This is a genomic window from Corynebacterium sp. CNCTC7651, assembly GCF_021496665.1.
Lineage (GTDB): Bacteria > Actinomycetota > Actinomycetes > Mycobacteriales > Mycobacteriaceae > Corynebacterium.
This window is the reverse complement of sequence record NZ_CP071246.1, coordinates 1476065-1494461: the sequence shown is the minus strand read 5'-3', so window position 1 is coordinate 1494461 and position 18397 is coordinate 1476065. Positions and strand designations below refer to the sequence as shown.

Below are 18397 nucleotides of genomic sequence, written 5' to 3'. Positions count from 1 at the left end.
CACTGACGGCGACCTCACAGAAACCACCCAGATGGTTGGCACCCGTAGCTGACACTTGCCCCAGCTTGGCGTTGTTACAATGCTCGCTGTTGTACTCCCAAGGCACGTTTTAGAGGAGCGATATTCGTGACCCTGACCACCACTTCCAAGAAGGCCGCAGCGGCGAGCCTAACCGCGTTGGCCCTTGCGCTGAGCCTCAGCGCCTGCGGTGAGAAAGAGGACACCGCCAGCGGCGGTCTATCCACCGCGGCAACGGCTCCGGGTGCTGCGACCGCGGATGTAGCGGCCGGGGAGACCACGGATGCTGTGGCGGCTGAGGAGACTGCGGCTGCGGAGGATACCGCGAAGGCCGAAGAGTCTAAGGACGGTAAGGAGTCCAAGGAGCCGAAGAGCTCCGCTGCGAAAACCACCTCCAAGGCGCCGGCGAACAACCAGAACCCGGGCGCGGCCGCTGGCGGTGCGGTACCGACCATTGCGAACCCGTTTGAGAACGGCCAGGTGGAGATCCCCACCTACGAGCCGATCACCACCGGTAAGGAAGGCTCTGAGGCAGACCGCAAGCAGATGGAAGACGTGGTGCGCAAGGTGACCAACCCGGATTCCTTCGCTACCTGGACCCGCACGATCTTGGACAACTCGTGTGCTGCGGTGCGCCAGCCGGCACTCGAGGAGTTTGAGCGCCAGGGCCTGACCCTCGACATGGTCGAGCAGATGATGCGCGCCCAGGAGGCGCAGGGCGGCACCATTAACATCCCGAAGACCGACGTGAAGGTTACGGACGTGCGCATTGACGGCAACCGCGCCTCCGCCACGGTGTCCACCTCTAACTCTGAGGGCAACGCGTCTCAGGTCCAGCTCTTTGCCAAGGAAGACGGCCGCTGGAAGGTCTGCAACGGCTAATGGCCGTGGCGCGAACCACGCCCCGCTACCCGCGCGCGTTCGGCGCAGGAGCGGGGCTTTTGGCTGCCGGACTCCTGCTAGGGCTGGTCGGCGGGGTGGTGTGGGGCTTTCTGCGCCCCACCTACACGGTGGCGTTTGTGGACGGGGCAGCGGTAGTTGACCAGGCTGCCAGCGCGGACAGCGTCGAATTCGCGGCTGTGGCGTGGCTGGCAATCATCGCCGCCGTTATCGGTGCTGTACTTGGCGTCATAGCGCTGGTCCAGACGGCGAAGCGCGAGGTAGCAGGCGGGTTTGGTGAGCTCATGTGGCTTACCGCTGTGGCAGGCGCATCCGCGTTCACCGTGTTTGCCGCCGGGGAGCTCACCGTGCGCGCGTTGTACCCGGTGCCATCGCACTCGGAGAGCGCGAATAGCGCTCCGTTTACCCTTGCGCCGTCGGTGGACCCGCACGTGGCGTGGTTGGTGGCACCGCTCGTTGCAGCCGCCACGTTCTGGCTGGCGAGCTTCCTCGAGCTCTCCCGCCTTGCGCGCGCAGAGGCCCGCGCGGGGATCCGGCCGGCGGTGGCCCTAGACTAAGGCGGGTAACAGACTCGAAGCGGGTAACCACCCACTGCTCCAGGAGGCTAATTGTGCTGCGCCTGACGGACCTGCGGGGCCAGACCCCGTCCACTGCTGAACTACGCCGGGTGCTGCCCCGCGGCGGCGTAGATGTGTCGAAGGTGCTGCCCACGGTGGCGCCGATTGTGCAGGACGTGCGCGACCACGGCGCGGCCAAGGCGCTGGAATACGGCGAGCAGTTCGACGGCATCCGTCCAGAGTCCGTCCGCGTGCCGGAAGAGGTCATCCGCGCAGCCGAAGAGCAGCTCTCCCCGCGCCTGCGCGCGGCACTCGAGGAGGCGATTGCCCGCATCCGGGCGGTCCACGCAGATCAGAAGCCCAAGGCGCACACCACCACGCTGGGCCCCGGCGCCACGGTGACGGAGACCTTCATCCCCGTCGCGCGCGTGGGTCTCTACGTTCCCGGCGGCAAGGCGGTCTACCCGTCAAGCGTGCTCATGAACGTCATTCCGGCCCAGGAGGCGGGCGCGTCCTCCATGGTGGTGTGCACGCCGCCGCAGGCTGATTTCGGCGGGTGGCCGCACCCCACCATCCTCGCCGCGTGCGCGCTGCTGGGCGTGGATGAAGTGTGGGCCGTTGGCGGAGCGCAAGCGATCGCCCTGATGGCCTACGGCGACGATGCGGCCGCCCTGGAGCCGGTGGACATGGTGACCGGCCCCGGTAACATCTTCGTCGCCGCCGCGAAGCGCCTGGTCAACGGCGTGGTGGGCATTGACGCGGAGGCCGGGCCCAGCGAGATCGCCATCATCGCGGATGCCTCGGCCAATCCGGATTACGTCGCGGTGGACCTGATTTCCCAGGCGGAGCACGATGAGCAGGCAGCGAGCGTGCTTATTACAGATACGGTGGAACTTGCGGATGCGGTGCAGGGGATCGTCGAAAAGCGTGCGGCTCAGACGCTCAACTCGGAGCGCGCCGCGTCTGCCCTCGGCGGGGAGCAGTCGGGCATCGTGCTTGTGGACGATTGCTCCGCCGCCATCACCGTCGCTAACGCCTACGCGGCGGAGCACTTGGAGATTCACACGGAGAACGCGCGCGAGGTGGCGGAGCAGATTGTCAACGCCGGCGCGATCTTTGTCGGGCCGCACTCGCCTGTGCCGCTGGGCGATTACGCGGCCGGGTCGAACCACGTGCTGCCGACGTCCGGGACCGCGCGGTTCAACGCCGGCCTGTCCACGCACACCTTCCTCAAGCCGGTGAACTTGATTGAGTATGACGCAGCTGCGCTGGTGGAGATCGGCGAGCACATCATTGCGCTGGCCGAGGATGAGCAGCTGCCCGCGCACGGCGAGGCGATTACCGCGCGGCTGAACGACGGTACCGCGGAAGGGGAGTAGGCCATGGAGTTTCAGGAAGGGACGCTGGCGACGGCGACCAGCATTGAAGCGCTGCCGCTGCGCGAAGAGTTGCGCGGCAAGACCGCGTACGGCGCACCGCAGCTTGAGGTGCCGGTGGCGCTGAACACGAACGAGAACCCGTATCCGCCGTCCCAGGCGCTGATCGACGAGCTGGTGGAGGCAGTGGGCAAGGCCGCGTCCACGCTCAACCGCTACCCGGAGCGCGATGCGGTGGAGCTGCGAGACGCACTGGCGGCGTACGTGACTGGGCAGACTGGTGTGGCCGTCACCCGCGACAACGTGTGGGCCGCGAACGGGTCCAACGAGATCCTGCAGCAACTGCTCCAGGCGTTTGGCGGCCCGGGGCGCAGCGCCATGGGTTTCACCCCCAGCTACTCCATGCATCCGATCCTGGCAGCAGGCACGCAGACCGACTTCATCGGCGTGTCGCGCGGGGAGGACTACCGCATCGACCTTGAGGTTGCGCTTGCGGCTATCGCAGAGCGGCAGCCGGACATCGTGTTTGTGACCACGCCGAACAACCCGACGGGTGACGTGACTGCGCTGGAAGACATCGAGCGGATCATCCAGGCAGCGCCGGGCATTGTGATTGTGGATGAGGCCTACGCCGAGTTTTCGCCCTCTCCGTCCAGCGCTGAGCTGCTGGAGCGCTACCCGGAAAAGCTGGTCGTGTCCCGCACGATGAGTAAGGCCTTCGATTTCGCGGGCGCGCGCCTGGGGTACTTCGTAGCTGCCCCCGCCTTTGTGGAGGCCGTGATGCTGGTGCGCTTGCCGTACCACCTCTCCGTGCTGTCCCAGGCGGCGGCGACGGTGGCGCTGCGGCATGCGGAGGAGACCCTTGCGAACGTCGCAAAGCTTGCCCAGGAACGTGAGCGGGTGCAGGCTGCGCTGACCGCAATGGGCTACGATGTCGTGCCCAGCGAGTCCAACTTCCTGTTCTTCGGGCACTTCGAGGATTCCCACGTCGCGTGGCAGCAGTTCCTGGACCGCGGGGTGCTGATCCGCGACGTGGGGGTGCCCGGCCGCCTGCGGGTGACCATCGGGCTGGATACGTACCACCAGCGAGTCCGACATTTCGGTGGAGATCAACCTGGACGGCAGCGGCAAGGTTGATATTGACACGGGCCTGCCGTTCTTCGACCACATGCTGACCGCCTTTGGCACCCACGGGGCGTTCGACCTCACGGTCCACGCAAAGGGCGACGTGGAGATTGACGCGCACCACACCGTGGAAGACACGGCGATCACCCTAGGGTGGGCGCTGGCGGATGCAATCGGGGATAAGGCCGGCATCCGGCGCTTCGGCTCCATGCTGCTGCCGATGGATGAGACGTTGGTGGAGGCCGTGGTCGATTTCTCGGGCAGGCCGTACTTTGTCATGCACGGCGAGCCGGAGCACATGGTGCACCAGATCATCGGTGGTCACTACGCCACGGTGATCAACCGCCACTTCTTTGAAACGCTGGCGTACAACTCTCGCACCACGCTGCACGTGAACGTGAGGTACGGTCGGGACCCGCACCACATCACCGAGGCGGAATACAAGGCCGTCGCCCGCGCGCTGCGCGAGGCCGTGAGCAAGGATGCACGAATCACCGGCGTGCCGTCCACAAAGGGCGCGCTGTAGTACTGACGCAGTAGGAAGGGGCAGACCACACCACCATGGCACTGGCAGGGCCGATCGCACGTTCCCGCGCACCGCTCACCCCGGCGGAGGTAGAAAGCCTGACAAGCGTCTGGCGCGCCCGCGGGTTGATACCCGTCCTCGTTGCCGTGGGTGCTGCGTTCGGCGCGTGGTCCATGCTCCTGCCAGTAGTGCCTACCGCGGTTATCGACGCCGGGCACAGCGAAACACTTGCCGGCCTGAGTACCGGCGTGTTCATGCTGGCCACGGTGATTACGCAGATGTTCACGCCGTGGCTGCTGCGGGTGGCAGGGTACCGCTTGGTGATGAGCGTCTCGGCGCTACTCCTCGGTGCCCCAGCGTTCGGGTACATGCTGGGCATGGACCCGGTGGTGCTGCTCACCGTCAGCGCGATCCGCGGTGTCGGGTTCGGCGCACTCTCCGTCGCGGAGGCCGCGATTGTGGCGGAGCTTGTGCCGCTTCGCCTCCTGGGCAGCGCCACCGGTGCGCTGGGCCTTGTGGTGGGCGCAGCACAAATGCTGGCGCTGCCGACAGGCCTCGCTTTGGTGGACCTCATCGGCTACAACGCCGTCTACGCCATCGGTGCGGTGGTTCCTCGGTGCCCCAGCGTTCGGGTACATGCTGGGCATGGACCCGGTGGTGCTGCTCACCGTCAGCGCGATCCGCGGTGTCGGGTTCGGCGCACTCTCCGTCGCGGAGGCCGCGATTGTGGCGGAGCTTGTGCCGCTTCGCCTCCTGGGCAGCGCCACCGGTGCGCTGGGCCTTGTGGTGGGCGCAGCACAAATGCTGGCGCTGCCGACAGGCCTCGCTTTGGTGGACCTCATCGGCTACAACGCCGTCTACGCCATCGGTGCGGTGGTTGGCTTGTCCGCGCTGTTCGCGTCGCTGCTGATCCCGTCTATCCCCACGCCGGAGGCGGAGCCCGCCACCACCGGCGCGATCCGTGTCCCCACCTGGCACCTCGTGCTGGTGCCAGCGCTGGCCCTCATGTTTGTCACCACCGCCTACGGCGCGATCACGAACTTCCTGCCGGCATCCATGCGTGACCTGGATCCGGTGCGCGGGGCCGCGCTGGGCGGCCTGATGCTGGGCCTGTCCAATTTCGCGGCGATGATCTCGCGCTACTACGCCGGCCGCGTGATGGACCGCAAGGGCCAGCCCGGCACCGTGCTCATCCCGTTCCAGGTCGCGGCGGCTGCGGGCGTGCTCATGATGGCCATCATCCTGGCGCTTGAGCTACCGGTGTGGACGATGCTGATTGCCGTCCTGTTCTACGGCGCCGGCTTCGGTGCCGTGCAGAATGAGGCGCTGACGCTGATGTTCTACCGCCTCCCGCGGGATAAGGCATCCCAGGCCTCTGCGATCTGGAACATCTCTTTCGACGGCGGCACCGGGTTGGGGTCCACGTTCTACGGCATGCTGCTCACCACCATGGCGTTTGCGCCCATGTTCGGCCTCGCCAGCGCGGTGATCCTCATCGGCCTTGCGGTCACCTTGGCGGACCGCCGCCTGGGCCGCCACCGCGTTGTAGAGGTGAACAACTTGGCCGTTCGGCTCAAGTCCGTACAGGCCCCGCGCCGCTACCGCGTCAGTGAGCGCCCGCGCCCGGAACGCTAGACCCGGAGGCGCTAGACTTTCGCCACATGACAACTGACGCTTCCCCGGTATCGGCCTCCCCGCGTGTTGCCCTGCTGGACTACGGTGCCGGCAACCTCCGCTCCGCGCAGCGCGCGCTGGAGCACGTGGGTGCACAGGTGGAGGTAACGCAGGATCCAACCACTGCCGTTGAGGCGGATGGACTGGTGGTGCCGGGTGTCGGCGCGTTCGACGCCTGCATGCGCGGGCTCAAAGCGGTGCAGGCGCCGCGCATCGTTGGCCAGCGTCTCGCCGGCGGCCGCCCGGTGCTGGGCATCTGCGTGGGCATGCAGGTGATGTTTGAGCGCGGCGTGGAACACGGGGTGGATGCTCAGGGGCTGGGAGAGTGGCCCGGAACCGTCGAAAAGCTTGAAGCCCCGGTGCTGCCGCACATGGGGTGGAACACCGTCGAGGCGCCGGCCGATAGCGCGATGTTCGCCGGCCTTGACCCGGAAACGCGCTTCTACTTCGTGCATTCCTACGGCGTGCGCGAGTTTCCTCTGGAGGCGGATGAGTACATTGCCTACCCGCGCGTGACCTGGGCGCAGCATGGGCCGAGCCGGTTCATTGCCGCGGTTGAGAACGGCCCGCTGTGGGCCACGCAGTTCCACCCGGAGAAGTCCGGGGAGGCGGGGTTGCACCTGTTAAGGAACTGGGTGCGTACCCTCGGTTAGGGTTGGAGCCATGGGTTTCACACTGCTACCAGCTGTTGATGTGGTGGACGGGCGCGCCGTCCGCTTGGACCAAGGCGAAGCGGGCACCGAGAAGGTCTACGGCGCGCCGCTGGAGGCCGCGCTTGAGTGGCAGGAGCAGGGCGCGCAGTGGCTGCACTTCGTGGACTTGGATGCGGCGTTCGGCCGGGGTTCCAATCATGAGCTGATGGCGGAGATCACCCGCACGCTGGACATTGATGTGGAGCTGACCGGCGGTATTCGGGACGACGCCTCGCTCGAACGGGCCCTTGCCACCGGCGCGCGCCGGGTGAACATTGGCACCGCGGCGCTTAAGAACCCGGACTGGATGGTGGACGTGATCTCGCGCTACGGAGACCGGGTTGCCATCGATCTCGCGGTGCGGGAAGAGGACGGCCAGTGGCGCACCAAGGGCAACGGCTGGACCAGCGATGGTGGCGATCTCTGGGAAGTGCTCGAGCGCTTCGACGCCGCAGGCTGCACCCGTTTCGTGGTCACAGACGTAAGCAAGGACGGCACGCTGGCCGGACCGAACGTGGATCTGCTGCGCGATGTCGTCGCCGCCACCGATGCGGCCGTGACGGCGTCCGGGGGCATTGCCACGCTTGACGACGTTTTGGGGCTGGCCGAATTCCAGGACGAAGGCATCGACTCCGTGATCATCGGCAAGGCGTTGTATGAGCGCCGCTTTACGTTGCGCGAGGCGCTGGACGCGGTCGCGGCGTTACAGTAAGCCTCATGCTTTCCCAGTACGCCGACGTTGCGCTTGCCGCCGTGCACGAAGCGCGCGGCGTGTTCATGGAACGCCTGGGTGATGCGCCAGCGCTGTACAAGGGCAAGGGTGACTTTGCTACTGAGGCGGACCTGGAGATCGAGCGGCTGCTGCGCGCCCGCCTCGGCGGCGAGACCGGCATTGACGTGTTCGGCGAGGAGCAGGGCGGGGAGATGAACCCTCAGGCGTGCTGGGTGGTCGACCCGATTGACGGCACGTCGAATTACTCCTCCGGCAATCCCAACTGCGCGATCCTTGTCTCCCTCATCCTCGATGGGGAGCCGGTGTTGGCGGTGACGGACATCCCGCTTCTAGGCATGGAGCTGCACACGGTGGGGGATGGGCCGGTACTGCTGAACGGGGAGGCGCTGCCCGCTATCGGCCAGGAAACGTCGGCGGCGGCCCAGATCGGTGTCGGGTCCGTCGGTTCGGATGACCGCCAGCGGTTCCCCGCGTCTATGCGCCTCGACCTGGTGGGCGCGCTGGCTAAGACGGAACTGCGCCCGCGCATTTCCGGTTCCGTGGGCGTGGACCTGGCGTTTGTCGCCCTGGGTATCTACCAGGCGGCGGTGAGTTTCTCCCCGCACATCTGGGACAACGCGGCTGGCGTGCTGCTGGGCCGCAACGCCGGGGGCGTGGTCACGGACGTGGAGGGCGCGCCGTGGCAGATCGGTGCGGCTGGGGCTATAGCGGGCACGCCTGCGGCGCATGCGACGGCGCTGAGTACGATGTTGCGCGTACAGTAACCGCGCGCCTGGCTGTGGCGCAGCAAAGGAGCAGACATGGCCGTTGCCGTCAGAATCATCCCGTGCCTCGACGTGGACAACGGACGCGTGGTCAAGGGCGTGAATTTTGCAAACCTCCGCGACGCCGGCGACCCAGTTGAGCTGGCCAAGCGGTACGGCGAGGAGGGCGCGGACGAGCTGACCTTCCTGGATGTCACCGCATCCAAGGAGGGGCGGGGCACCATGCTCGAGGTGGTGCGGCGCACCGCGGAGCAGGTGTTCATCCCGCTCACCGTGGGCGGCGGCGTGCGTAGTGCGGACGACGTGCGCGAACTCCTGCGCGCCGGCGCGGACAAGGTCAGCGTGAATACCGCGGCGATCACCCGCCCGGAGCTCCTGCGCGAGCTGGCGGAGGAGTTCGGCTCCCAGTGCATCGTCCTCTCCGTCGACGCGCGACGCGTGCCAGAAGGCGGTGCGCCCCAGCCCTCCGGCTTCGAGGTGACCACGCACGGCGGCACCAAGTCCGCCGGCATCGACGCCATCGAGTGGGCCCGCACCGGCCAGGACCTGGGGGTGGGCGAGATCCTGCTGAACTCCATGGACGGCGACGGCACGAAGGCCGGCTTCGACCTTGAACTGCTCCGCATCGTGCGCGATGCCGTCCACATCCCCGTCATCGCGTCCGGCGGCGCGGGCCGCGCGGAGCACTTCCCGCCGGCCGTCGCAGCCGGGGCCGATGCGGTGCTCGCGGCTTCCATCTTCCACTTCGGGGAGGTTTCCATCCCCGAGGTCAAGCGCACGCTTGCCGACGCCGGATTTGAGGTGCGATAGATGAACGTCGACGAATACGTGCTGGAAGAGAGCGTCGCAAAGCGTTTGAAGCGCAACGAGCAGGGCCTGGTGCCCGCGGTGGTGCAGGCGGCGGAGAGCGGGGAAGTGCTGATGATGGCGTGGATGGATGATCACGCGCTGGCGCACACCCTGGCCACCCGGAGGGGCACGTACTACTCGCGCTCCCGGGGCGATTACTGGATTAAGGGCGAAACCAGCGGCAACGTGCAGCACGTGGAGTCCGTGGCGCTGGATTGCGATGGGGATACGATCTTGCTCAAGGTGTCGCTGCTGGTCAAGGGGGCAGACCCGGAGCGTATCCACGCCATCCTCACCTCCGGCGCAGATGCCTCTGCCGCCGGCCAGCAGGGGGCTGCGATTGCGGAGTGGGCCGAGATCGCCGCCGCGGACGTCGGCCGTTTCGGCCCCGTTATGGCGCTAATAGGGTGCGTGCTTGCCGTTGTCGGCGGCGTGCTGGCCGCAGCGAAGCCGGGCGCGGACGCACCGAAACTGAACAAGTACGAGAAGGAGACGGTGCGCCGCGAGCACATCCGGGAGGATTTGCACGCGCAGCCGGATTCTGGCCGCGTGATGTGGGACGCGCTCGACGCGGACATTGACCCGACCGAGGAGCACCCGCGGGCCTGATTTCCGCTCCGCGCAGGTGGCCAACTACCCTAACCCCTTGAAGCCCTTATCCCTGCACGACGCTTCAGCGGGAGGTGGTCATGCTCGCACCGAGCGCGGTGAACGACGTTGTCGCCGGCGTGCTGCGCGACGTTGCAAAACGCGAAGCGAGCGTGCCCTTCCAGGAGATCAAGGCCCGGTCCCGCACCATGCCGGACCCCACCCGGGACGCCCGTGCGGCACTGTTGCGCTCCGGCTGCGGCGTTATCGCAGAGATCAAGCTCAACTCTCCCGTTTACGGCCCGACCGGTGTCGCGCGCCGGGACATCGCGGACGTCGCGCGCGCCATCGAGGAGGGTGGGGCGCACCTGATCGCCTGCCAGACCGAGCGCCTGCGTTTCGACGGCTCGTTGCACGACATGGCCCAAGCCCGCGCCGCGGTAGCGCTTCCCATGGTGTGCCGCGACGTGATCGTGGACCCGTATCAAATCCACGAGGCCCGCTGTTACGGCGCGGACGCGCTGCCGCTGCAGGTGGGCATCTTGGAGCAGGCGAGGTTGATCGCGTTGATCGACCGCGCCGAATCCATCGGCATGGCCGTGATTGCGGAGGTCCGCACCCCGCAAGAGGCGGACCGTGCTCTCGAGGCCGGGGCGAGCATCATCGCCGTGAACTCCTGGACCTTTGACACCAACGACCTTCGCCCCGGCACGTTCGCTGAGATCGCGCCGGGGCTTCCCAGTGACGTCATCAAAATCAGCCTGGGCGGTGTCACCAGCGTGCGCGACCTGATGAACGCGGCGTCGTGCGGCGCGGATGCAGTCCTTGCCGCGGAGGCGATCATGAGCGGCGACGACATCTTCGCCGCCACACGCAAGCTCGCCGCCGCCGGGCAGCACCCCTCCTGCCCGTCGCGGCGGTAGGGCATCGCGGCGGTAGGGCATACTGTTTCGCGTGCAAACGATGATCCTGGCCAATATTCCCTCCCCGCCGCAGGGCGTGTGGTACCTCGGTCCCATCCCCATCCGGGCGTACGCCCTGTGCATCATGACCGGCATCGCCGTCGCCATGTGGATCGGTATCCGCCGCTACGAAGCGCGCGGCGGCAACCCGGACACGGTGTGGGACGCGGCGTTTGTGGCCATTCCCGCCGGCATCATCGGCGGGCGGTTGTACCACGTGATCACGGACCACGACAAATACTTCGGCCCCGGCAAAGACCCCTGGCAGGCGTTCAACATCGCCGGCGGCGGCCTGGGCATTTGGGGTGCGGTGATGCTCGGTGCCTTCGCCATCTGGCTGCTCATGCGCCACAAGGGCCTGCCCCTCGCCCCGCTCACGGATGCGCTGGCGCCCGGCGTGATCCTGGCGCAAGCCATTGGCCGCCTGGGGAACTGGTTCAACCAGGAGCTCTACGGCGCGCCCACTGACCTGCCGTGGGCCCTGGACCTGTACTACCGCGTGGATGAGGCGGGCAACTACGCACCGCTCACCGGCCGCTCCACCGGCGAAGTCATCGCCAGCGTGCACCCCACGTTCCTCTACGAGCTGATCTGGAACGTCCTCATCTTCGCCCTGCTCATCTGGGCGGACCGCCGCTTCCGCCTCGGCCACGGCCGCGTCACCTGGCTCTACGTCGCCGGCTACACCTTCGGCCGCTTCTTCATCGAGCTCATGCGTACCGACGAAGCCACGCTCATCCTCGGGCTCCGTGTCAACACCTGGGTTTCCGCGATCCTCTTCGTCATCGCAGTGGTCATGTTCCTCCGCGCAAAACCGGGCCGCGAGACGCCGGAGGAGGTCGACCCCGGCTACAACGCCCAACGAGCACTCGAAGACAAAAAGGTCTAGGTTAGGGGGACGTGGACAGAAGAACCAAGATCGTATGTACGCTGGGCCCGGCAGTGGCCAGCAAAGACGCAATTCTGGGACTTGTTCGGGACGGCATGGATGTCGCCCGTCTGAACTTCTCCCACGGTGACTACCCCGACCACGAGCAGAACTACCGCTGGGTGCGCGAGGCGACGGATGAGACCGGCCACGCCGTCGGCATCCTGGCAGACCTCCAGGGCCCGAAGATCCGTCTCGGCCGCTTCGAGGGGGACGGCAAGACGTATTGGGAGACCGACGAGATCGTCCGCATCACCGTCGACGATATCGAGGGCACCCACGACCGTGTCTCGACGACGTACAAGAACCTGGCCCAGGACGCGAAGCCGGGCGACCGTCTGCTGGTGGACGACGGCAAGGTGGGCCTGGAGTGCATCGAGGTGGACGGCAACGATGTCGTCTGCCGCGTCACCGAGGGTGGCCCGGTGTCCAACAACAAGGGCGTGTCCCTGCCGGGCATGGACATTTCCGTGCCGGCCCTGTCCGAGAAGGACAAGGAGGATCTCCGCTTCGCGCTGCGCTTGGGCGTGGACATGATCGCCCTGTCCTTCGTCCGTTCCCCGTCTGACGTTGACCTGGTCCACGAGATCATGGACGAGGTTGGCCGCCGCGTGCCCGTCATTGCGAAGCTGGAGAAGCCTGAGGCAGTTGATGCGCTCGAGTCCATCGTCCTGGCGTTTGACGCCATCATGGTTGCCCGCGGTGACCTTGGTGTGGAGATCCCGCTCGAGCAGGTGCCGCTGGTACAGAAGCGCGTGATCCAGATCGCGCGCGAGAACGCGAAGCCGGTGATCGTGGCTACGCAGATGCTGGACTCCATGATCGAGAACTCCCGCCCGACGCGTGCGGAGGCTTCCGACGTGGCTAACGCTGTGCTCGACGGCGCGGATGCCGTCATGCTCTCCGGCGAGACCTCGGTGGGTGTGGACCCGCACAACGTTGTCCGTACCATGGCGCGCATCGTCCGCTCCGCGGAGACCATGGGCACTGTGCCGCCGCTGAACCACATCCCGCGCACCAAGCGCGGCGTGATCTCCTTCTCCGCGAACGACATTGCGAACCGCCTGAACGCCCGCGCGATCGTTACTTTCACCACCTCCGGCGACACGGCACGCCGCGTGGCACGCCTGCACCCGGACCTGCCGCTGCTGGTGTTCACGCCGGTGCAGCAGGTGCGTTCCCAGCTGGCGGTGACCTGGGGCGTGGAGACCTTCCTCTGCCCGGAGGTGCACGACACCGACGACATGCTCCGCACTGTCGATGAGTCCCTGCTTTCGATCGACGAGTACAACATTGGCGACACCATGGTTGTTGTCGCGGGCATCCCGCCGGGGGTTTCCGGCACCACGAACACCATCCACGTGCACCAGCTGGGTGAGGATACTCGTAACCCGCAGTTCTAGACCCTTGCGGTTATAAACGAACGTCGGAAAGCACCGCCCCGAGCCCGCGCTCGGCAGGCGGTGTTTTTTGCGTGCGAACTAATTTGCCGCAATTACGTCGGAGTTTGCCTGTGAGATGCGAATCACTGTTAGGGTGCAGGTACGCACAGCTCACATTGATGGGGTGTCGATCGTTTTGTAGCTCAACAGCAAGGAGTCATCATGCGTACTCGCGCCATTGCCGCAGTTATCGTGGCTGGTTCTCTCGTCCTGGCAGGCTGCTCGGATTCGGGCAACAACACCGCCGCGCCGAGCGCCACCAACGAGACCAAGGGGACCGACAGCACGGCGGGTTCTACTGACGCGAACATCGACTTTGTCACCATTGCAACCGGTGGCACGTCCGGCCCGTACTACCAAATCGGTGCAACGATGTCCCAGATTCTCAACCGCGAGCTCGGCGCCGATTCTTCGGTACAGGCGACCGGTGCGTCCGTGGAGAACATCCAGCTCCTGGTTGACGGCAACGCCGAGGTCGCGTTCGCGATGGGTGACGCTACCCGCCAGGCAATCGATGGCACCGGCCCGTTCGAGGGCAAGGGCAAGGTCAACGAGCTGAAGGCCATCACCGCGCTGTACCCGAACTACGTGCAGATTGTGACCACTTCCAAGTCCGGCATCAAGTCCGTCGAGGACCTGCGCGGCAAGCGTGTTGGCGTGGGCGACAAGAACTCCGGCGTGGAGCTCAACGCACAGATGATCTTGGACGCCCACGGCATGAACTACGACGACATCAATGAGGACTTCCTGTCCTACTCCGATGCCATCGACCAGATGAAGAACGGCCAGATCGACGCTGCGTTCGTTACCTCCGGCCTGCCGAACTCCTCTGTCATGGACCTGGTCACCACCGAAGACGTTGTGGTTGTGCCAATTGAGGGCGCTGGCATGGATGCCCTGTTGAAGAAGTACCCGTTCTTCGACAAGTCCGCCATCCCGGGCGGCACGTACGACGAAGCTGAGGACGTGCCCACGGCAGCAATCACCAACCAGCTGCTGGTTTCCCCGAGCCTTTCCGACGATCAGGTGTACGCCATCACCAAGGCACTCTTCGAGAACCTCGATGAGATCCACTCCGCCCACAACGCAGCGAAGGGCATCACCCTCGAATCCGTCGAGGACGGCTTGGCTACGGAGCTTCACCCGGGTGCACGCCGCTACTTCGAGGAGGTCGGCGCGCTCTAACAAGCGCTGAGCGTTGGGTGTCGCTGGTCTAGCAACGGCCGCTGGAATATGAGCCGGAAAGTCGGTGCACTTCTAGCGGTACTTGCGCTGGCCTTACTGCTGGTGGCTGCCCTGGTTTCAGGGCTCTGGCGGCACCACTTAGTTGTTTCGGACCAGCGCTCCGGCGAGGTGTTTGTTGATGTGCCTGCCCGTGAGGTGGCGGAGATAGAACTTCGCTGGATTCATTCCATCGAAAAGACTCCGTGGGCCGAGGTCTACCGCATTGACGGCACCCAGTTTGAACTCACAGACGTGTACCTGAAGTCCTACGGCGCGGGAGCACCGGCGGACATCGGGGGCACAACCTCGATTGAAAATGGTGTCATCCACATCAGCGACCTTGAGCGCGAGGTTCCTGAGCTCACGTGGGTGCACTCCAACGACACGCAGCACACCCTCACCATCTCGTACAACACCCCGCGGCCCGAGACCGTGATCGCACATGAATTTTCCGACCGCAGGTTCCTGCGGGCACAGGTCACATGACGTAAGAAGTAGAGAGATTTCCACCATGTCTTCGAAAATCACAAACCCGGGCGACGGGCTCGGGCCGAACACTGGAGCGGCACCAACACTCACTTCCGATACCGCGGACGGCGCGCTGCCTGACGGCGCGTTGGCGACCCCGGTCAGCGAAGAGGACACGCAGCGAATTCTTGAGGAGTTTGACCGTGAATCCCGCTTACGCAGTTTTACGTCTCGCCCGCTGACCCTGGCAATCACGATCTTCGCGGTAGTGGTGTCGCTGTACCACATGTGGACCGCGTACTTTGGCACGCCTCCGGTGCTTGTGCACCGTTCGATCCACGTCGCGATGATGCTGACTCTCGGGTTCGCGTTGTACCCGCCGGTGCGGAAAGCATCGAGAACGAAGATCCCGTTCTACGACATCATCCTCATCGCACTGTCCATCGCGACTGCGGTGTATGTGTACGTGAATTACGACGACATCGTGCGCCGCGCTGGCGTCCCCGAGATGTGGGACGTGATCATGGCCGGAATCTTGGTGCTGCTTGTGCTGGAGGCCGCACGCCGAATTTCGGGTTGGGCGCTGCCGGTGTTGGGTGTGCTCTTCCTGCTCTACGCCGTCTTTGGCCGGCAGATCCCGGGCATGTTCCGTCACCGCGGGTACGACTGGGATGCGACGTTCAACTTCCTGTACCTGACCACCGAAGGCATCTTCGGCACCGCCATTGGCGTGGCCGCGTCCTACATCTTCCTGTTCGTGTTGTTCGGTGCTGTTCTGCAGAAATCCGGCATGGGCCAATTCTTCAACGACATCGCTCTCGCGTTGGCCGGCCAGTCCCGCGGCGGCCCGGCAAAAGTTGCCGTCGTGGCTTCCGGCTTCCTCGGTTCGATTAACGGTGCCGCAGTTGCAAACGTGGTGACCACCGGCGCATTCACCATTCCGCTGATGAAGCGCGTTGGATACAAGCCGGTGTTCGCCGGCGCAGTCGAGGCATCTGCGTCGGTGGGCGGCCAGATTCTCCCGCCGGTCATGGGCGCCGCCGCCTTCATCATGGCTGAAACCCTCGGCATGCCGTACCGCGACATCGCAATCGCTGCCCTCATCCCGGCGCTGCTGTACTACCTCGGTGTCATTGCTCAGGTGCACCTTCGCGCAACCCGCGATGGGCTGAAAGGCATTTCCCGCGAGAACCTTCCGGCGGTGATGGACGTCATGAAGGAACGCGGGCACCTCATGATCCCGCTGATCTTCCTCATCTACATGCTCTTTTTCTCGGGCCGCACCATTCTGCTGTCCGCGTTGCTCACCATCCTTGTCACCTTGGTTGTCGCACAGCTGCGAAGCACGACCCGCATGAGCCTTAAGGACATCGTTGATTCGCTCGCAGACGGCGCAAAGACCTCCGTCTCGGTTTCCGTGGCGTGTGCCGCGGTTGGCATCATCGTCGGCGTGGTCACCCTCACCGGCTTTGGTGTGAAGCTGGCGAACGCCATCGTGACCATCGGCGCGGGCAATCTGTTGTTCTCGCTAATTCTCACCATGATCGCCTGCATCATCCTCGGCATGGGTCTGCCTTCCATCCCGACGTACATCATCACCGCGACGATGGCGGCGCCCGCCCTCGGCCAGCTGGGTATTGAGCCACTGGTTGCCCACCTGTTCGTGTTCTACTTCGGCCTCTTTGCAAACATCACTCCGCCTGTGGCGCTCGCCTCATTTGCCGCCGCTGGACTATCTGGCGCGGACCCAGTGAATCACCGCGACGATGGCGGCGCCCGCCCTCGGCCAGCTGGGTATTGAGCCACTGGTTGCCCACCTGTTCGTGTTCTACTTCGGCCTCTTTGCAAACATCACTCCGCCTGTGGCGCTCGCCTCATTTGCCGCCGCTGGACTATCTGGCGCGGACCCAGTGAAGACAGGTTTCCAATCGATGAAGCTGTCTCTCGCCGGATATATCATTCCGTTCATCTTTGTCTTCAACCCGGCGATGCTGCTCCAAGATGTCAACGCCGCACAGGCGATCACCGTGGCCATCACCGGTGTGGTTGGCGTGCTGCTGCTCTCTGTCGCCGTCGAGGGCCACTTCATGGTCAACGTGAACCCAATCATCCGGATCCTCTTTGCGGCAGCTGCCCTGACTTTGATGGCACCGGATTTGTCCACCGATCTGATCGGTGTCGGCCTTGGTGCAGGGGCCATCATCATCCAAAGCCTGATCGCTCGGCGGCAAGGCATGATGTCCATCCGCAACATTTGAGCGACGCTATTTCCGCACGGCGTAGAACCTTGACGTGAGACTTGAGGGTTTTCCGCACTGCGGAGAACGTTCACGTGAGAGTTGAGAGTTTTCCACACGGCGGAGAACGTTCACGTGAGAGTTGAGAGTTTTCCACACGGCGGAACTTTCCGCCGGTTCCGCACTGCGGAGAACCTTGACGTGAGAGTTGAGGGTTTTCCGCACTGCGGAGAACCTTGACGTGAGACTTGCGGGTTTTCCGCATTGCGGAGAACCTTACGTGAGACTTGAGGGTTTTCCGCACGGCGGAACTTACCGCCGGGTTCCGCACGGCGGAGAACGTTCACGTGAGAATTGAGGGTTTTCCGCACTGCGGAGAACCTTGACGTGAGAGTTGAGGGTTTTCACCACGGCGGAATTTTCCGCCGGGTTCCGCACTGCAGAGAACCTTGACGTGAGACTTGAGGGTTTTCCGCACTGCGGAGAACGTTCACGTGAGAGTTGAGAGTTTTCCACACGGCGGAACTTACCGCCGGGTTCCACACTGCGGAGAACCTCGACGTGAGAATTGAGGGTTTTCCGCACTGCGGAGAACCTTGACGTGAGAGTTGAGGGTTTTCCGCGCGGCGGAATGCCGCCCCGAAACAATGAGCTGCTCGGAGCTAGCATCTCAAAGTATGCGCCCTAACTTTCCGCTCCCAGTGGAGCAGATCCTCGCAACCATCGCTGCGCTCTTCACCGTGATTGGGCTGGTAGCGGCGGTCGTGGCGCCGGGATCGTCACGTGCCGACGGCTCCTCCCAAGCGACCACAGCCCAAGCGACCACAGCCCAAGCAGCCACAACGCTAGCAGCCACAACGCTAGCAGCCACAACGCTAGCAACCTCATTGCAGCCCACCACCCTGCCCGCAACCCAGCCCACCGGTCCGGCGCGCCGGGATACTGATGCCCCACTGCGGCGAGACCTTCGCCTGGTATCCAAGACGGAATGGGATAGGTGGGAACGTGTGGAGGGCAACCCTAACGCGGTCCGGATCTTTTACACGGCAGGCGTGCCGGAGTGCTCGGGGGAGTACGTCCAGGTGCGCGAATCCCCAACGGCCGTGAACATCACGTTGTACTCCGGTGCTCCCAAGGGTGGTCCGGACGCGTGCATCGCATTGGCCGTCGGCCGCAGCATGGTAGTCACACTGGAGGCGCCGCTTGGGAACCGTGCCGTCACACAGTCGCGGAACACCTTGCCGATGCCGGCGCGCAAGAGGGACCTCGTAGAAATCCCGACGGTCACGCCTACGTACGCGGAGAGGTAAGAGACACGAGGGGTGGGCGAGCGC

At 65.0% G+C, this 18397-nt stretch carries 19 protein-coding genes and 2 pseudogenes; all 21 read left to right on the top strand.

Going from position 1 to position 18397, the window contains the following annotated elements; genetic code table 11:
- Positions 1 to 126: 126 nt before the first annotated feature.
- A complete protein-coding gene (locus JZY91_RS07240; protein ID WP_234947200.1) occupies positions 127 to 900 on the top strand; it encodes a hypothetical protein in 774 nt (257 codons plus the stop codon).
- Positions 900 to 1475: a hypothetical protein gene (locus JZY91_RS07235; protein ID WP_234947199.1), complete on the top strand. Its 576-nt coding sequence runs from the start codon at positions 900 to 902 to the stop codon at positions 1473 to 1475. Before JZY91_RS07240 ends, JZY91_RS07235 begins: the two co-directional genes overlap by 1 nt.
- 53 nt (positions 1476 to 1528) lie before the next feature.
- The gene (gene hisD / locus JZY91_RS07230; RefSeq protein ID WP_234947198.1) at positions 1529 to 2854 is read left to right on the top strand and encodes a histidinol dehydrogenase; all 1326 of its coding nucleotides are present in this window, start codon (positions 1529 to 1531) and stop codon (positions 2852 to 2854) included.
- 3 nt (positions 2855 to 2857) lie between these two features.
- Positions 2858 to 3988 carry a histidinol-phosphate transaminase gene (locus JZY91_RS07225; RefSeq protein ID WP_234947197.1) on the top strand — a complete coding sequence of 377 codons (1131 nt, stop codon included), beginning with the start codon at positions 2858 to 2860 and terminating at the stop codon, positions 3986 to 3988.
- Positions 3924 to 4502 carry an imidazoleglycerol-phosphate dehydratase HisB gene (hisB, locus tag JZY91_RS07220; protein WP_234949088.1) on the top strand — a complete coding sequence of 193 codons (579 nt, stop codon included), beginning with the start codon at positions 3924 to 3926 and terminating at the stop codon, positions 4500 to 4502. The genes JZY91_RS07225 and hisB overlap by 65 nt, the downstream gene beginning before the upstream one ends.
- A gap of 35 nt (positions 4503 to 4537) precedes the next feature.
- Positions 4538 to 5053: pseudogene (locus tag JZY91_RS07215) on the top strand (MFS transporter); the annotation flags it as partial.
- Between the two features lie 85 nt (positions 5054 to 5138).
- Positions 5139 to 6137, top strand: coding sequence for an MFS transporter (locus JZY91_RS07210; protein ID WP_234949087.1), 999 nt, complete (start codon positions 5139 to 5141; stop codon positions 6135 to 6137).
- Positions 6138 to 6163: 26 nt separating this feature from the next.
- Positions 6164 to 6829, top strand: coding sequence for an imidazole glycerol phosphate synthase subunit HisH (gene hisH / locus JZY91_RS07205; protein ID WP_234947196.1), 666 nt, complete (start codon positions 6164 to 6166; stop codon positions 6827 to 6829).
- A gap of 10 nt (positions 6830 to 6839) precedes the next feature.
- Complete coding sequence (priA, locus tag JZY91_RS07200; RefSeq protein ID WP_234947195.1) at positions 6840 to 7580, top strand: bifunctional 1-(5-phosphoribosyl)-5-((5-phosphoribosylamino)methylideneamino)imidazole-4-carboxamide isomerase/phosphoribosylanthranilate isomerase PriA; 741 nt, start codon at positions 6840 to 6842, stop codon at positions 7578 to 7580.
- A 5-nt stretch (positions 7581 to 7585) separates the two neighbouring features.
- Positions 7586 to 8365 (top strand): inositol monophosphatase, encoded by a 780-nt coding sequence (locus JZY91_RS07195; RefSeq protein ID WP_234947194.1) that lies wholly within the window; start codon positions 7586 to 7588, stop codon positions 8363 to 8365.
- A 36-nt stretch (positions 8366 to 8401) separates the two neighbouring features.
- Positions 8402 to 9175, top strand: coding sequence for an imidazole glycerol phosphate synthase subunit HisF (gene hisF, locus JZY91_RS07190; RefSeq protein WP_234947193.1), 774 nt, complete (start codon positions 8402 to 8404; stop codon positions 9173 to 9175).
- A pseudogene (hisI, locus tag JZY91_RS07185) lies at positions 9176 to 9460 on the top strand (phosphoribosyl-AMP cyclohydrolase); the annotation flags it as partial.
- Positions 9458 to 9823 (top strand): Trp biosynthesis-associated membrane protein, encoded by a 366-nt coding sequence (locus JZY91_RS07180; RefSeq protein ID WP_234949086.1) that lies wholly within the window; start codon positions 9458 to 9460, stop codon positions 9821 to 9823. The pseudogene hisI and the gene JZY91_RS07180, both read left to right, overlap by 3 nt.
- Positions 9824 to 9903: 80 nt before the next feature.
- Positions 9904 to 10725, top strand: coding sequence for an indole-3-glycerol-phosphate synthase (locus tag JZY91_RS07175; RefSeq protein WP_234947192.1), 822 nt, complete (start codon positions 9904 to 9906; stop codon positions 10723 to 10725).
- 31 nt (positions 10726 to 10756) lie between these two features.
- Complete coding sequence (lgt, locus tag JZY91_RS07170; RefSeq protein WP_234947191.1) at positions 10757 to 11653, top strand: prolipoprotein diacylglyceryl transferase; 897 nt, start codon at positions 10757 to 10759, stop codon at positions 11651 to 11653.
- Positions 11654 to 11664: 11 nt separating this feature from the next.
- The gene (gene pyk / locus JZY91_RS07165) at positions 11665 to 13095 is read left to right on the top strand and encodes a pyruvate kinase (RefSeq protein ID WP_234947190.1); all 1431 of its coding nucleotides are present in this window, start codon (positions 11665 to 11667) and stop codon (positions 13093 to 13095) included.
- A gap of 201 nt (positions 13096 to 13296) precedes the next feature.
- On the top strand, positions 13297 to 14319 hold the full coding sequence (locus tag JZY91_RS07160) for a TAXI family TRAP transporter solute-binding subunit (RefSeq protein WP_234947189.1): 1023 nt from the start codon (positions 13297 to 13299) through the stop codon (positions 14317 to 14319).
- Positions 14320 to 14499: 180 nt separating this feature from the next.
- On the top strand, positions 14500 to 14844 hold the full coding sequence (locus JZY91_RS07155) for a DUF1850 domain-containing protein (RefSeq protein ID WP_234947188.1): 345 nt from the start codon (positions 14500 to 14502) through the stop codon (positions 14842 to 14844).
- Positions 14845 to 14869: 25 nt separating this feature from the next.
- A complete protein-coding gene (locus tag JZY91_RS07150; protein ID WP_234947187.1) occupies positions 14870 to 16627 on the top strand; it encodes a TRAP transporter permease in 1758 nt (585 codons plus the stop codon).
- Positions 16593 to 17084 (top strand): TRAP transporter large permease subunit, encoded by a 492-nt coding sequence (locus tag JZY91_RS07145; RefSeq protein ID WP_234947186.1) that lies wholly within the window; start codon positions 16593 to 16595, stop codon positions 17082 to 17084. Before JZY91_RS07150 ends, JZY91_RS07145 begins: the two co-directional genes overlap by 35 nt.
- 656 nt (positions 17085 to 17740) lie before the next feature.
- The gene (locus JZY91_RS07140; RefSeq protein WP_234947185.1) at positions 17741 to 18373 is read left to right on the top strand and encodes a hypothetical protein; all 633 of its coding nucleotides are present in this window, start codon (positions 17741 to 17743) and stop codon (positions 18371 to 18373) included.
- The last annotated feature ends 24 nt before the right edge of the window (positions 18374 to 18397 follow it).

Excerpts from the sequence above, each read along its gene's own strand:
- JZY91_RS07235 (WP_234947199.1), top strand. The coding sequence starts at position 900 with ATGGCCGTGGCGCGAACCACGCCCCGCTACCCGCGCGCGTTCGGCGCA.
- JZY91_RS07225 (WP_234947197.1), top strand. The coding sequence starts at position 2,858 with ATGGAGTTTCAGGAAGGGACGCTGGCGACGGCGACCAGCATTGAAGCG.
- JZY91_RS07210 (WP_234949087.1), top strand. The coding sequence starts at position 5,139 with ATGCTGGGCATGGACCCGGTGGTGCTGCTCACCGTCAGCGCGATCCGC.
- hisH (WP_234947196.1), top strand. The coding sequence starts at position 6,164 with ATGACAACTGACGCTTCCCCGGTATCGGCCTCCCCGCGTGTTGCCCTG.
- priA (WP_234947195.1), top strand. The coding sequence starts at position 6,840 with ATGGGTTTCACACTGCTACCAGCTGTTGATGTGGTGGACGGGCGCGCC.
- JZY91_RS07195 (WP_234947194.1), top strand. The coding sequence starts at position 7,586 with ATGCTTTCCCAGTACGCCGACGTTGCGCTTGCCGCCGTGCACGAAGCG.
- hisF (WP_234947193.1), top strand. The coding sequence starts at position 8,402 with ATGGCCGTTGCCGTCAGAATCATCCCGTGCCTCGACGTGGACAACGGA.
- JZY91_RS07175 (WP_234947192.1), top strand. The coding sequence starts at position 9,904 with ATGCTCGCACCGAGCGCGGTGAACGACGTTGTCGCCGGCGTGCTGCGC.
- JZY91_RS07160 (WP_234947189.1), top strand. The coding sequence starts at position 13,297 with ATGCGTACTCGCGCCATTGCCGCAGTTATCGTGGCTGGTTCTCTCGTC.
- JZY91_RS07150 (WP_234947187.1), top strand. The coding sequence starts at position 14,870 with ATGTCTTCGAAAATCACAAACCCGGGCGACGGGCTCGGGCCGAACACT.
- JZY91_RS07145 (WP_234947186.1), top strand. The coding sequence starts at position 16,593 with ATGGCGGCGCCCGCCCTCGGCCAGCTGGGTATTGAGCCACTGGTTGCC.
- JZY91_RS07140 (WP_234947185.1), top strand. The coding sequence starts at position 17,741 with ATGCGCCCTAACTTTCCGCTCCCAGTGGAGCAGATCCTCGCAACCATC.